Raw genomic sequence first — 15,682 nt, forward strand, 5'->3', positions numbered from 1 at the left:
TTGATTGTCGAAATGCTTGCATATCTGGCTTTCTTTTTTTTCACAATTAAGACTATAATGGAAATGAACAACATAGAAAGTAGGATGCCAAATGACAACGAAAAATCAACCATTATCAGATTTAGAAATCGCTAGTCAAGCAGTGATCAAACCTATTACGGAAATTGCCAAAGCTGCGGGTATTCCAGAGGATGCTCTTGAGCAGTATGGACGCTACAAAGCAAAGATTGACCCATTAAAAATTACAGCTCAGGGCGAGGATGCAAAAGTAGTATTAGTGTCTGCTATTAGTCCGACCCCAGCAGGTGAAGGAAAGTCGACAGTGACTGTAGGACTAGCAGATGCCCTTCATCAATTAGATAAGAAGGTGATGGTCGCTTTACGAGAACCATCATTAGGTCCAGTAATGGGCGTAAAAGGTGGCGCAACTGGCGGAGGTTACGCACAAGTAATACCAATGGAGGATATTAATTTACATTTCACTGGTGACCTTCATGCGATTACAACAGCCAACAATGCTTTATCCGCATTTATTGATAATCATATCCATCAAGGAAATGCATTAAACATTGATCCACGACGCATTATTTGGAAACGTGTAATGGACTTAAATGATCGTGCTCTACGTAAAGTAGTCGTTGGTTTAGGGGGACCAGTTCAAGGCATGCCTCGTGAGGACGGCTTTGATATTACGGTAGCCTCTGAAATCATGGCAGTGTTCTGTTTAGCAACAAGTATTGAGGATCTACGTGAACGCATCGCTAGTATCGTGATTGGCTACACATTCGAGCGTGAGCCAGTCTTTGTACGAGATTTACAGGTAGAAGGTGCTCTTACTTTATTATTAAAGGATGCCTTCAAGCCAAACTTAGTACAAACATTAGAAGGAACACCTGCCATTATTCATGGTGGTCCATTTGCCAATATCGCTCACGGCTGTAATTCCATTATGGCGACACAAACAGCTCGTAAGCTAGCGGATATCGTGGTGACAGAGGCAGGCTTCGGCTCTGATTTAGGTGCTGAAAAATTCATGAATATTAAAGCACGGAAAGCTGGCTTTAAGCCAAGTGCCGTTGTTATCGTAGCTACGATTCGTGCCTTAAAAATGCATGGTGGGGTTCCGAAAACAGCGCTTGTTGGCGAAAATGTCGAAGCCCTTTTACAAGGTATTGAAAACTTAGCTAAACATGTGGAGACAGTTCGCACATTTGGCGTTGAACCAATTATTGCATTAAATCGTTTTATTACGGACACAGAGGCTGAATTAGAAGCCGTTCTTAACTGGTGTCAAGAAAATGATGTTCGTATCGCACGTACAAATGTCTGGGAAGAAGGCGGTAAAGGTGGTTTAGCTCTAGCTGAACAAGTACTAGCTGTGCTAGAAGAAGATAACAACTTCTCTCCTTTATATGATGTCACAGAGTCTATTGAAGAAAAAGTGCTTACAATCGTGCAAAAAGTTTATGGTGGGAAAGATGTGCAATTTACTGATCAAGCCAAAAAACAAATCGCCCAAATCGAAAAATTTGGCTGGGACTCTCTTCCGATTTGTATGGCAAAAACACAGTATTCCCTATCAGACCAACCAAGTTTACTCGGTCGTCCAGAAGGCTTTACCATTACCATTCGTGAAGTTATTCCAAAGCTTGGTGCTGGCTTCTTAGTTTGTCTAACAGGCGATATTATGACAATGCCAGGTTTACCAAAAACACCGGCTGCGCTACGTATGAATGTTGATAGCGAAGGACATGCGGTGGGATTGTTCTAACAAACATTACTCTCCTTTCAAAAATTTAACTGCCCCGTAGAAGTTAGACCCTAATCTAACTTCTACGGGGTTTTTTACGACCCACAAACCTTTAGGCTTTAAATCATGAATTGGATAGCTTACTAATGGAATCATTTCAATGTCTAAGGTAATCGTCTAGAGATTATTTTTTACTCTGTCATTTATTAGTGTATTCCATCTGCAAATCCATGAATAAAAATTATTTTTTCGAAACATTAAGATTCTAGTAAAAAACTAGGATCTTTTTTTTGCATAAAAAAACAAGAGAAGTTTCCTTATATAAATGTGTTTGGTATTTTTTATCAATAGTTCTATGTTATTGGAAAGAAAGAGCGGATTTTTACAATAGAAGATAATTGTCAAATGAATTTTTATTTAAAAAATACATTGAATTTTCTTTTTCTTTTAAATATAATTTACTTAATTCTAATTCGGAACACTGTTCCGATTATAGGAACACGGAGGGATGAAGTCTTGAAAATCGCAACAGATATTGGCGGTACTTTTACCGACCTAGTTTTCACAGATGAAAAAGGTAATCTTCATTTTGATAAGGGACATACAACACCTGGTCACTTTGAGGATGGCATATTAAATGTATTAGGACGTCATGTTACGGAGGATTCTCTAATTGAATCTTTTATTCATGGTTCAACTGTTATTATTAATACACTGACGGAAAGAAAAGGGGGCGTAGTCGGGTTAATTACAACAAAAGGCTTCCGTGACGTAATAGAAATTGCCCGTGGTAATCGACCAGACTTATATAACTTTAAATATAAAAAGCCAGAACCATTTGTAGAGCGTTACTTACGACAAGAAATAGATGAGCGAATTGATTTTAAAGGAAATGTTATGAAAGCGCTTAATACCGAGGAAGTCGGTGAAATCGTTCGTAAATTTAAGGAATTGGGTGTAGAGGCGATAGCCATTTCATTGATTCATGGCTATAAAAATCCAATTCATGAGCAACAGCTAAAAGAAGAAATCTTAAAAATTTGGCCAGATGTATTTATCACTCTTTCAAGTGAAACGATTAAAGAATACCGTGAGTATGAAAGAACAAATACAACTGTATTAAATTCTTATGTTAAGCCAATTGCACATGCGTATTTAAAAAGCTTAAAGGAGAAATTAAGCACGATTGGTATTACAGATCATTTAAAAATTATGCAATCGAATGGTGGTACAACAAGCTTTGATAAAGCGATGGAGCTACCAATTAACCTAGTTGAATCAGGTCCTGTAGCAGGTATGTTTGGGGCAGCGAAATTAGGCCAACTTTTAAATGAATCGAATATCATCGCTTTTGATGTTGGTGGGACGACAGCTAAATGCTCCCTTATTACAGATGGCAAAGTGAATGTCACAACAGATTACTATATTGAAAGAAATGAAAAATTTGCTGGCTATCCAATTAAAACGCCAGTTGTGGATATTGTAGAAATCGGCAACGGGGGCGGCTCAATTGCCCGTGTAGACCAATTCGGTTCATTAAAAGTTGGTCCAGATTCTGCAGGTGCCAATCCAGGACCAGTGGCATACGGCTTAGGAAATACACAGCCGACCATTACAGATGCGAATGTGTACTTAGGAAGATTGTCATTAGAAAACTTTGATAATCCTGTTTCCATTGACAAAGTGGAGGAAGCTCTTGTTGAAGCAATTGCGAAACCATTTAATGTATCAGCGGAGGAAGCAGCGCAAGGCATTTTAGATATTGCAAATTCTAATATGCTTAATGCACTAAAGTTGATTTCGATTCGTAAAGGCTATGACCCTGAAGATTTTACAATGGTAGCCTTTGGTGGTGGTGGACCACTTCATGCGATTAACTTAGCTGAAGAGCTGGGCATGAAAAAAGTCATTATCCCATATGGTTCGTCTGTCTTTTCTGCATTAGGAATGATGATGACCGAGTACCGACAAGATTATATTCAAACAAGTTTAATGAACTTTGACAAAAACCATCTTGCGGCTATTCAAGAAAACATTGATCAAGCGATTGCCAATGCGTATGCAGATGCACCTTTAGCTAAGGATCATTATTATTTCGAGATTAATTATGATTTACGCTACAAAGGTCAAGAGCATACGGTTAAATTAAACGCATCGACTATTACAATTAATGAAGAAGGGCTTGAAAAATTAGCAGAGGCTTTCCACATTAAACATAAGCAAGAATTTTCATTTGATTTACCAGCTACACCAATTGAGCTAGTGAACTTACATCTTACAATTTATGGAAAAGATGAGGCGGTTCAGTTTAAAGAATTAGACTTCTCTCATATTGATGCTTCGACATGTATTAAAACAAAGCGCAATTTATACGTGAAAGGAACAGGTTGGGTAGAGGTCAATGTTTATGATCAACAAAAATTAGTACCTGGCTATGTTATTGCTGGTCCTGCCATTGTGGAAAATCCAACATCTACAGTCGTGATTAATGACAAGCAATCCATTGAAATTGATCAATACGGCAATCTGATTGTAGAGATGGAGGGAAAATAAAACATGAAAAAAGACGTTTTTGCAGTAGAAATTATTCAAGATTCATTGCTAGCAATAGGAGATGAGATGTTTATTGCGCTAGCACGCTCTTCTATGAGTCCCGTGATTTATGAAGTATTAGACTATGCTTGTGGTTTAACAGATGCCAAGGGTAATTTAATTAGCCAAGGAAATGGTGTAACGAGCTTTATTGGGATGCTAAGTCCAATGGTGCAGCGTGTTATTGAAAAATTTGATAATGGGAAACAGTTACACGAAGGGGATGTCATTATTATTAATGACCCATATGTTGGTGGTGGATCTCATTTATCGGATGTAGGCTTAGTCCTACCAATTTTCTATAATGGTGAAATTATCGCGTATTCAGCCAATAAAGCGCACTGGACAGAAGTAGGGGGCATGGACCCTGGTTCATTCACAAGTAATTCTAATGAAATCTATCAAGAAGGTTTACAGCTTCCAGGTGTTAAACTTTATCATCAAGGTGAGCTGAACGAAGCAGTCTATGAAATCATTTCGACGAATGTCCGTTTACCAGAGCTTTCGATCGGAGATATGTTTGCACAAGTAGCAGCTCTAAAAACAGGAGAAAAACGAATTGCAGAGCTTTGCCAGAAGTTTGGTGCTGAGTCTGTGAAATTGTCCATTCAAAAACTATTGGACAAGGGAGAGAAAATTGTTGAGCTGGAGCTTCAACATTTACCAAAAGGTGAGTTTTATGCGGAAGACTTTATTGAAGGTGACCCATTAAAAGGTGGCCCATACCCAATTAAAGTGAAAGTAACAATTAGTGATGAAGCGTTTATTTGTGACTTTAGAGGCTCCCATCCTGCAGTCAATGTGCCAATGAACTGCTCACAATTTGGTTTAATGGCTAGTGTGCGGGTTATGTTCTTAGCATTACTTGGTGATATTGATGTAATCAACGAAGGTGTCTTTAAACGCTTAACGATTATTACAGATGAAAACTCCATTGTCTCAGCTAAACGTCCTCATCCTGTGTCCATGAACTTCGAGGCACGTATAGGGGCAGCGGATTTAATTTGGAAGGCTCTTGCACCTCATTTACCAGAACGATTATCTGCAGGGCATTTGCAGTCCGTTTGTACGTTTATCTTAACAGGTAAAAACCCTGAAAACGATGAGTCATTCTTAATCGTTGAACCATCCGTTGGTGGTTGGGGAGCGTCCAATGATGAGGATGGTCAAAGCGGACAATACTGTATGGGAGATGGTGAAACATATAATCTCCCGGTTGAAATTGCCGAAACAAAATATGGTATTCACATTGATGAATATAGCTTAAATTGTGACGGGGCAGGTGCTGGTCAATTTAGAGGCGGCTTAGGTGTACGTCGCGTTTATACAGTGAATCATGATGGTCAAAAGGTTTCTGTTAACTTAGGAAGACATCAATTTGCGCCTTTCGGTTTAAATGGCGGAGGAGAGGGCTCTCACAACTATCTGATCATTCATAAAAACGATGGAACGAAGGTTGGACCCGTTGGAGTGCTGGCCAATTATGAATTGCAAAAGGGTGACCGCATTGAGCTTGTGACAGCAACAGGTGGTGGTTATGGTAATCCACTTGAAAGAAGTGCCGAGGCCATTGAACGTGATTTATTAAATGAATATATTTCTATAGAAGTAGCGCAGAAGAAATACGGTTATCAAAACGCTTAAAGGGAGAAATAAATGACTGTCAAGACATTAAAAAACTCATTGGATATACTAGAGTGTTTTGCCACGACAGAAAACGCATTAGGTGTTCGTGAAATTTCACGCATGATGAACTTGCCGACAAGTGTCGTGCAAAGAACCATTAATACATTTACAGAAGCGGGTTATTTAATACAGGATGACAACACAAGAAAATATAAATTAGGTTACAAGATGTTCCTTTTTTATGATGTGCTCTCCAATTCTAAAGACCCACACTCGACCATTTATGAATTGATGCAAAATCTTGCGAATGAAATTAATGAATCAGTATTTCTTACTTATATGGATAATGAATACGGTGTTACCACGAAAATTGCCGAGAGTAATAAAAATGTAAAGTATGCGGTGTCTTTAGGGACGAAGACACCCCTTTACATCGGTGCTTCCTGCAAAGTGATGTTTGCCTATTTAGAAGAGGACAGGCAGCTTGAATTAATCGCTTTTTTTCATAATAAACAATCGAAAGAAGAGCATCTTAAACTGCTTAAGTCATTGAAGGAAGAGCTACAGCAAATTAGACAAAACAACTGGTGTGTTACAGTTGGGGAGTATAATGAACATGCTTTTGGCATTAGCGTACCGTTATTTAACTATAAGAGGGAAATTATCGCATCTCTTACCATTTCTGGACTAGTATATGATTTAGATGATCAAAGGGAGAAATATATGCTTGAACAGTTAGTGAAAGTAGCTCATCAAATACAATCACATATTTCAAAACTATAACAGCAATAGGGGAGCTGACACTATGAATAATAAAGTATTACATCCAAGGGCTTTAGAGCCTGTAACTCTACTAATGATCGTCTTAACATCTGTCGTAGGGGCAATTATCGGGATACAGTTGATTACGACTTTAGGGATTTCTGCTAATACATCAATCGTCGGGGCAATATTTGCGATGATTCTAGGAAGAATTCCAATCGGCAAGCTCATTGAATTTAAATCTGTGCATAGACAAAATATTATCCAAACGGCCATTTCAGCAGCAACGTTCAGTGCTGCAAGTAGTTTAATGTTGCCAATTGGTATTCCATATGTATTAGGCTATGAAAACTTAGTATTACCATTGTTTATCGGTGTTATTTTAGCGATGTTTGTTGATGCTTTATTATTATATAAATTTTTTGATACAAAGATTTTCCCAGCAGCAGGTACTTGGCCACCAGGGATTGCGACTGCTGAAGCCATTAAAGCGGGCGATAAAGGCGGTAAAAATGCCAAGGTATTAATCGGTGGTGTGTTAATAGGTATTGTGGGGTCTGTTCTTAAAATTCCAATGTCAGCTTTTGGGGTAGCGTTCATAGGAAATATTTGGGCACTAACGATGTTTGGGATTGGGCTTCTTCTAAGAGGATATTCTGTTCAATTGTTTAATGTCGATTTAAATGCATATTATATTCCGCATGGCGTGATGATTGGTGCCGGTATTGTGGCACTTTTCCAGGTCGCTTTTGCCTTATTAAATAAAAAGTCGGCTAAAAAGTCAGAAGAGTTGAGCTATTCAAAAGATGCCAAAGAAATTCGCCAAGCCTTTGGTGTAGGGTTTATTGCTTATTTAGCCATTGCCTTATTAATTGCCATTTTAGGTGGTATTATCACGCATATGTCTTTCGGTATGTTAATAGGATTCATCGTCTTTGCAACAATTGCTGCATTTGTTCATGAGCTGATTGTTGGTATTGCGGCGATGCACGCAGGTTGGTTCCCAGCATTTGCTGTCGCATTTATTACGCTGATTGTTGGTATTTTAATCGGTTTCCCAGCACCAGCACTTGCCTTATTAGCAGGTTATAGTGCAGCTACAGGGGTAGCGTTTGCAGATATGGGCTATGACTTAAAAACTGGATTTATTTTACGTGGTAATGGTAGTGATGCTGCGTTAGAAAAAGAAGGCCGTAAGCAACAATTAATAGCAGGAATGTTAGCCTTTGCGATTTCGGCTGTTGTCGTTTTACTATCTTATAAATCTTATTTTGCACAAGATTTAGTAGCACCTGTAAACCATGTGTATGCAGCCACAATCCAATCAGGTGTAACAGGAGATGTAGCAAAACAATTAATGATTTGGGCTATTCCAGGTGCATTGATTCAGCTAATTGGTGGTTCAAAACGTCAAATGGGTATTTTATTTGCAACAGGTTTATTACTTGTTAATCCGATCGCTGGTTGGGCTGTTTTAGTCGGTATCTTACTTCGTGTTATTTTCACATATGTAACGAAAGGTAAGAGAGAATCTGAAATGACGGTCTTTGCAGCAGGTGTTATTGCTGGAGATGCGTTATATAGCTTCTTCTCTTCTATTCTGAAAATAGGAAAATAGAAAGGGGTATGAATGAATGGTAAAAGTATTATCGTATGAGGATGGGATTGCAGCCGTTTATGGAGGGGCAATTCTTGGCGGCGGCGGAGGTGGTCTTCTAGAGGAAGGACTCAAGCTAGTGGAGGAAATCTTTGCTGCGGGAGAACCTCAATTAGTCGATATCACAGAATTGGATCAAGAAGACTTAGTGGCATGCGTTGCCTTGGTAGGTGCACCATCAGCAGTTGATCAATATATTTCTGGTGAGCAGCTTTGTTGGAGCTATCGTCAGATGAATAAGCATTACGAGCAGCGTCTAAAAGGCATCATTACGAATGAAAATGGTGCCAGTACGACGATCAATGGCTGGCTACAGTCAGTACTATTAAATGTACCAGTCGTTGACGCTCCTTGTAATGGACGAGCACATCCAACGGGGATCATGGGCTCTTTAAATCTCCATAAGCAACAAGATTATCAATCCGTGCAATTTTATGCAGGGGGAAAAGATGATTTTGCCGTGCAAGGGTTTGTCGAAGGGAATTTACAAAACACAGCCAAAACAGCTCGACAAGCATCCATTTTAGCAGGTGGGCTAGTGGGGGTTACTCGAAATCCTGTGACGATTGACTATTTACAGAAGCATGGTGCCCCTAATGCAATCACGATGGCTATTGAGCTTGGCTATCGATTCTTAAAGGGACAAACATTTGAAGAGAAATTAGCCAATGTTGTAAAGCATTTGAATGGTACACACATTGTATCGGGGAAAGTTACGAATTATTCTTTAACGAAGGAAAATGGCTTTGATGTTGGAAAATTATCCGTTGGCGATTATCATCTTACTTTCTGGAATGAATATATGACATTATCGAAAGAAGGACAATTACAATCGAAATTCCCGGATTTAATCATGACATTTGATATAGAGAAAATGACTCCTGTACCAAGTGCAAGCATTCAGGAAGGGATGCATGTAGCCGTGATCCATGTAGACCAATCACTTTTGACATTAAGTTCGACGATGCAAAATGAAGCACTTTTGCAGGAAATTGATGAAGTTATTAAAAACGTGTTATAAGTAAATAAAACAGTAAAAGCTGCCATCATCTACTTGAATGTAAGATGGGCAGCTTTTATTTGTCCTTCAGCGGGAGGGTAATACATTTTATCACAATCGTACCTACTTCCTTTATCACACTTAATACATTGGCTTACATGATTTTTCTTCTGATTGCACGACTCATCGAACGTGGTATTCACAAGCTGGAGACAATAATAGTGTATGATTTTCATTAAAGGGAGGAGCTACGTTCATACATAGTAGAAGAAGGTAACAACCAGTAATGAAAAACAATGACACAAATGCAACATCAAGTGAAAGCCTTTAGGTCATGCAACAAACTAACTTGTTGTTCACATTTTCGGCATGTACATAGGGCTATGCGGGTTAAACAAAGAATTTCTAAGGGAAAGTGTTCACTTTTATTTGTTTAGATGATTGGTTTTCAATACGTACGTCATCTTCTAAACAGGTTATTCAATTGTAAGCCCGCTGAAGTTAATGCTAAATCTGTCCTACACATAGCTGGTGTACATTACTGAAAAAATATGAGGTACAGAACAAATGGATTGTTCTGTATGTTTATCATACAATATTCAGAAAAGTTAGTCAATTGAAACGTTATCAATTTTTAATTTCTAGATTACCTTTTGCAGGAATAAATACAGTATAATCTTGTAGGAAAGGAATGAGATTAACGATGAATAATTTATTGGATAAGGTTCGAGACGTATATGCACAATTTGATGCTAGTCATGATTTTCAGCATATTGAACGCGTCTATCAAAATGCGCTAGCTATCCTACAAAGTGAGCCAACAGCAGATGCTGAGGTGGTTAAAATAGCGGTGCTTTTACATGATGTCAGCGACAAAAAATATACTGATAGCAAGGAACAGGAAGAACAACTGATTGCAGAACTACCACTGAGTGAAGATAAAAAGCAACATATCCGAGACTGTATTGCTCAAGTATCGTTTAATGGAGGAAATGAGCTAGAAGCAACATCATTGGAAGCGAAAATCGTACGTGATGCAGATCGTTTAGATGCGATTGGTGCCATTGGCATTGCCCGAACATTTGCTTATGGTGGAGCTAAAGGTCGAAAGCTTTATGATAAAGACGAGGAAGCACGGGCAAACATGTCAGAATCAGAATACCGTCAAAAAAATACCTCATCGGTTACTCATTTTTATGAGAAATTATTACTGCTAAAAGATTTAATGGTGACAGAGAAGGGCAAAAAAATGGCACTGGAACGTCATCAATTTATGGAGAGCTTTTTACAGCAATTACAGCACGAAATCGGTCAATAGGACAACACAAAGAGAACCGCCTTTCATTGGAATGGCGGTTTTTGTGCTTCATTGGGTATTTCTTTCGTAGCACCAAGATTGTGAGAAGTACGTTCAGTATAATAAAATAAAGGACGCCTATCGCAAGTAGAATATTCCTTTTCATATGGATTCTCTCAACAATGTCTTTAGCAAATTGCATTAAGAATTTCCACAAGCCAATGATAGAAGATTGAGCAAAGTAAATATAATATTACCTGTTAGTATTCGATAATGAACGATATTTTTATCTAAAATGAACATAAGGTTGGCTATATATAATATGAAATTAATGACGTCTGCTAACTCAATAAAAAAATCACCCTTTATATCGTTACTATTTTATTCGAAATTTTTTGATGAAATCGGCTGTGCATATTGGGCGATTACTTGCTCTGTAAATCGTTTCGAATCATCTGAACTCTCTTCTATAAAACTATATTCAATAGTAGCTTTTAGTAGTAGCATTTTTCTGAATAATGTAAAAATGTTGTTGAACTCTTCTTCTACATGGCTATTTGTTTGTGTTAAGCTATGGTCCTTAAAATAAATTAAGAGAAATATATTCGTGCATTCGCCCTTATGGTTCGTTTCTCTACAATTGAACCATTTATCACTATGAGGAAGAATCAAAAATAAAACGGTTATTTTCCACTTTTCTTTTTCAGATTCCCATTTTTTATTTTAATCCACGGGGCCCCATAAAATCGGAAGCGCGGCATATGAATAACAGATTATCTAGCTCTGATAGCATTTGCGAATGTATTATTGAACAACAAGCTGTGATAGTTTGTTGTTCTTTGTTTACATGTCAATTGGTGTTATGATGAATAATGGATATCAATAATCGTCTACATACAAATCGTGTGGGCATGAACAATACCTAACATGAAAGAGATGGAATAGTGGAATGAGTCATTTAATCGTACAAAATTTAACAAAAACAGTGGGCGATAAAACGCTTTTTCAAGATATTGAATTTACCATTTATGAAGGAGAGCGAGCAGGTTTAATCGGTATTAATGGAACAGGGAAGTCGACGCTGCTATCTATTTTAGCTGGAGACGTTGAAGCAGACTCGATGACTGTGGACCGTCCGAATAAGTACCGTATCGCCTATTTACCACAGGAGCCGACATTTGAAGCTGGTGAAACAGTTTTACAGGCTGTCTTTGCTGGCGATTCACCTATTTTACAGCTGAATCGTCAGTATGAGGAAACCGTTGCTGCTTTAGCAGTTAATCCAACATCTGATAGTTTACAAAAAACGTTGTTTAGCTTACAACAGCGTATGGATGAAGAGCAGGCATGGGATGTCAATGCGTTAGCAAAGACATCATTAACAAAGCTAGGTATTGAAACATTTGAGAAAGAAGTGCTAACACTTTCAGGAGGTCAGCAGAAACGTGTCGCTTTAGCCAAAGTGTTAATTGAACCAGCAGATCTTTACCTGCTAGACGAGCCTACCAACCATTTAGATGTTCAATCAACAGAGTGGCTTCAGGAAATGGTGCTACGACTAAAGGGTGCCGTAATTTTCATCACCCATGATCGTTACTTCTTAGATGAATTATCGACACATATTTACGAGCTAGCAGATCAAACGCTATATCGACATACAGGGAATTATGGCGATTATTTAGAGGCGCGTGCCATTCGTGAGGAAATGAAAGCAGCCTCTGCTCAAAAGGACCGCAACCGTTATCGTTCAGAGTTAAAATGGATTCGTCGCGGTGCGAAGGCGCGCTCAACTAAGCAGAAGGCTCGTATTCAACGCTTTGAAAAGCTAGAGGAAAACTTAGAGCGAAAATCAGAGGACGTTTCTTTAGAAATGGGACTGGCTACAACACGTCTTGGTCGTAAAGTTCTTGAGGCCGAAAATATTTCGAAAGCCTTTGGACAGCAAAAAATTCTAGAAAACTTCTCATTTTTACTACAGCAGGGTGATCGCATAGGTATTATCGGTGCAAATGGTGTAGGAAAATCAACTTTATTGAACATGCTAGCAGGGGAGCTGACACCCGATCAAGGTGAAATTCTTGTTGGCTCAACAGTAAAGCTAGCGCATTTCAAGCAAACATTGCCGAAAATGAATGAAAATGAGCGTATGATTGAATATATACGTGAGGCTTCTAATGATATTACAGATGCAGAAGGCGTACGCTACTCGGCGGCTCAAATGCTTGAACGCTTTTTATTCCCATTGCATGCGCATGGTACACCGATTGGGAAATTATCAGGCGGTGAGCGCAAGCGTCTCCATTTATTACGTTTATTAATGGAGCAGCCAAACGTCTTATTATTGGACGAACCAACGAATGATTTAGATATTGAAACATTAGGTGTGCTAGAGGATTTCATTGAGCATTTCCCTGGTGTTGTAATTACGATTTCCCATGATCGTTTCTTCTTAGACCGAATTGCTAAAAAGCTTTGGATTTTGGATGGACAGGGGCAAGTAGAGGAATCACTTGATCTTTACAGTGAGTACTTGGAGAAGCGCGAGCAAGCAGCGACTGCTAAAGTAGAGACACCAAAAGTTGAAAAGGCAAAGACTGAAAAGCCCAAATCAGATAAGAAGAAGCTATCGTTTAAAGAGCAAAAAGAATGGGAAACGATTGCAGATGATATTGAAAAAACAGAAACAGCCATCATGGAGACGGAAGAAGGAATTGCTCAAGCTGGTTCAGACTTCACGAAACTACAGGAATTAACGGCTAAGCTTGATGAGCTAAATGCACACTACGAGCACCTGATTGAAAGATGGTCTTATTTAGATGAAATTGTTAACGGATAAGGAGCGATAGACATGAAGATTATTACAATTGAACCGACACCAAGTCCCAATTCTATGAAGATTGTTGTTGATACAGAGCTACCGTTCGGGAAAAGCTATAATTTTACAAAAGATAATAAGGATGAGGCAACTGGCGAAGCTGCAGCCATTTTAGCTATTGAAGGAGTAAAGGGCGTTTACCATGTAGCGGATTTCTTTGCGGTGGAGCGCAATGCTAAATATGCATGGGAAGGCATTCTAGCAAGCATTCGTCAAGTGCTAGGAGAAGATGTACAAACACAGGATGAAACGGTTGTGGCCAATGAGTTTTACGGTGAGGTTTACGTGCATGTACAGTTTTACAAGCAGGTACCACTGCAAGTAAAAGTGTTTGATAATCAACGTGAACATCGTGTAAGCTGTGGTGACCGTTTTGTAGAGGCCTTTAATCAAATCATTGAATCAGCAGTAGACGAGAACTATATCTTCCAACGCAAGTGGATTGATTATGGGGTGCGGTACGGCGAGCTTGAGGAAATTGCTGAAGCAGTCAAACAGGAGATCGATGTCACGTATTCTCCAGAACGCTTAGCAGAAATTGTAGCTGCCATCAATAATGATGACGAAAAAGCTATTGTAAAAACAGACAAGCTAAAAATAACAGTGGAGCAGTTCAATCAACCAGAATGGGAGAAACGCTTCCAATTGCTTGACCAAATGGCCGATCCAGAGCTAGATGATCTACCATTACTTGATTTAGCCTTACGAGATGAACAAATGTCCATTCGCCGACTTGCTACTGTGTACTTAGGCATGATTGAGGATGTGGCTGTTGTTCCTTATTTAGAAAGAGCCCTTCAAGATAAAAGTGCAGCCGTGCGCCGAACTGCAGGTGACTGCATGAGTGACCTTGGCTTTGTTGAATTTGAAGGAGCCATGCAACAAGCCTTACAAGATAAAAACAAACTGGTTCGCTGGCGTGCAGCAATGTACTTATATGAGGTCGGCACGGAGCAATCTTTACCAGCATTACAAGCTGCCGAAAACGATAAAGAATTCGAAGTAAAATTACAAGTCAAAATGGCCATCGCCCGTATCGAACAAGGCGAGGAAGCAAAAGGCTCGGTCTGGAAGCAAATGACCGAATCCCGTCAACAATAAAAAGGAAAAACCAGCTGATGCTGGTTTTTTTCATTGTATGGGGTGGGCTTCGCTCTGGGGATGATAGTTGTTGCTCATAAGTGTTGATAAACGGCTTAATATGGGAGACTTCGCTCGTAAATGGTATGACTCCGCTCATCTGTGTGAGGAACCGCTCGAAGGAGGAGTGAAAACGCTCGAAAATGTGAGGAAACCGCTCGTAAAATTGAAGAAACCGCTCAAAGGATGTGTGAACCCGCTCCTAAAGTTGAGGAAACCGCTCAAAGGAGGGGAGAACCCGCTCCTAAAGTTGAGGAAACCGCTCAAAGGAGAGGAGAACCCGCTCATAAAGTTGAGAAAACCGCTCAAAGGAAGGATGAACCCGCTCATAAGTGTGAGAAAACCGCTCAAAGGAAGGATGACTCCGCTCATAAGTGTGAGGAAACCGCTCAAAGGAGGTGTGAATCCGCTCCTAAAGTTGAGGAAACCGCTCAAAGGAGGGGAGAACCCGCTCGAAAATGTGAGAGATCCGCTCAAAGGAAGGGAGAACCCGCTCATAAGTGTGAGAAAACCGCTCAAAGGAGGTGTGAATCCGCTCATAAAGTTGATGAACCCGCTCAAAGGAGGGGAGAACCCGCTCGAAAATGTGAGAGATCCGCTCAAAGAAGGTGCCACACCACTCATAAAGTTGAGAAAACCGATCAAAGGAAGGATGAACCCGCTCATAAGTGTGAGAAAACCGTTCAAAGGAGGGATGAACCCGCTCATAAGTGTGAGGAAACCGCTCAAAGGAGGGGAGAACCCGCTCATAAGTGTGAGGAAACCGCTCAAAGGAAGGGAGAACCCGCTCGAAAACGAGAGAGATCTGCTCAAAGAAGGTGCCACCCCGCTCAAAGTCAACCTCCAATCGGTGGGATAATCCACTTATTGGTAATATCAATCCCCTAATATCAATTCATGTTCAGGGTAGCTGATAATTTGCGAGAAAACTATAAAATGAGTTTAAAACAGCGGAAAATGTAGTTTTTTAGCGTTTTTTTGCT

Annotated in this window: 10 protein-coding genes; all 10 read left to right on the forward strand. The window is 39.5% G+C overall.

Features of this window, described 5'->3' with window-relative positions:
• Positions 1 to 91: 91 nt before the first annotated feature.
• The 10 genes from MKY49_RS07905 to MKY49_RS07950 all read left to right on the forward strand — a co-directional run bounded on the left by MKY49_RS07905 (position 92) and on the right by MKY49_RS07950 (position 15,558).
• Positions 92 to 1,771 carry a formate--tetrahydrofolate ligase gene (locus tag MKY49_RS07905; RefSeq protein ID WP_341385911.1) on the forward strand — a complete coding sequence of 560 codons (1,680 nt, stop codon included), beginning with the start codon at positions 92 to 94 and terminating at the stop codon, positions 1,769 to 1,771.
• 495 nt (positions 1,772 to 2,266) lie between these two features.
• Positions 2,267 to 4,303 (forward strand): hydantoinase/oxoprolinase family protein, encoded by a 2,037-nt coding sequence (locus MKY49_RS07910; RefSeq protein ID WP_341385912.1) that lies wholly within the window; start codon positions 2,267 to 2,269, stop codon positions 4,301 to 4,303.
• Between the two features lie 3 nt (positions 4,304 to 4,306).
• Positions 4,307 to 5,986, forward strand: coding sequence for a hydantoinase B/oxoprolinase family protein (locus MKY49_RS07915; RefSeq protein WP_274796569.1), 1,680 nt, complete (start codon positions 4,307 to 4,309; stop codon positions 5,984 to 5,986).
• Positions 5,987 to 5,998: 12 nt separating this feature from the next.
• Positions 5,999 to 6,751: an IclR family transcriptional regulator gene (locus tag MKY49_RS07920; protein ID WP_274796570.1), complete on the forward strand. Its 753-nt coding sequence runs from the start codon at positions 5,999 to 6,001 to the stop codon at positions 6,749 to 6,751.
• Positions 6,752 to 6,773: 22 nt separating this feature from the next.
• Positions 6,774 to 8,348, forward strand: coding sequence for an OPT/YSL family transporter (locus MKY49_RS07925; RefSeq protein ID WP_274796571.1), 1,575 nt, complete (start codon positions 6,774 to 6,776; stop codon positions 8,346 to 8,348).
• 16 nt (positions 8,349 to 8,364) lie between these two features.
• The gene (locus tag MKY49_RS07930) at positions 8,365 to 9,408 is read left to right on the forward strand and encodes an S-methyl thiohydantoin desulfurase domain-containing protein (protein WP_341385913.1); all 1,044 of its coding nucleotides are present in this window, start codon (positions 8,365 to 8,367) and stop codon (positions 9,406 to 9,408) included.
• 682 nt (positions 9,409 to 10,090) lie between these two features.
• Positions 10,091 to 10,705 (forward strand): HD domain-containing protein, encoded by a 615-nt coding sequence (locus MKY49_RS07935; protein WP_312507126.1) that lies wholly within the window; start codon positions 10,091 to 10,093, stop codon positions 10,703 to 10,705.
• 928 nt (positions 10,706 to 11,633) lie between these two features.
• Complete coding sequence (locus MKY49_RS07940) at positions 11,634 to 13,520, forward strand: ABC-F family ATP-binding cassette domain-containing protein (RefSeq protein ID WP_274796573.1); 1,887 nt, start codon at positions 11,634 to 11,636, stop codon at positions 13,518 to 13,520.
• A 12-nt stretch (positions 13,521 to 13,532) separates the two neighbouring features.
• Positions 13,533 to 14,660, forward strand: a complete 1,128-nt coding sequence (locus MKY49_RS07945; RefSeq protein ID WP_312507102.1) for a conserved virulence factor C family protein — start codon at positions 13,533 to 13,535, stop codon at positions 14,658 to 14,660.
• 166 nt (positions 14,661 to 14,826) lie between these two features.
• Positions 14,827 to 15,558 (forward strand): hypothetical protein, encoded by a 732-nt coding sequence (locus MKY49_RS07950; protein WP_341385914.1) that lies wholly within the window; start codon positions 14,827 to 14,829, stop codon positions 15,556 to 15,558.
• Positions 15,559 to 15,682 lie beyond the last annotated feature (124 nt).

The sequence above is a fragment of the Lysinibacillus sp. FSL M8-0134 genome (assembly GCF_038069745.1).
Lineage (GTDB): Bacteria > Bacillota > Bacilli > Bacillales_A > Planococcaceae > Lysinibacillus > Lysinibacillus irui.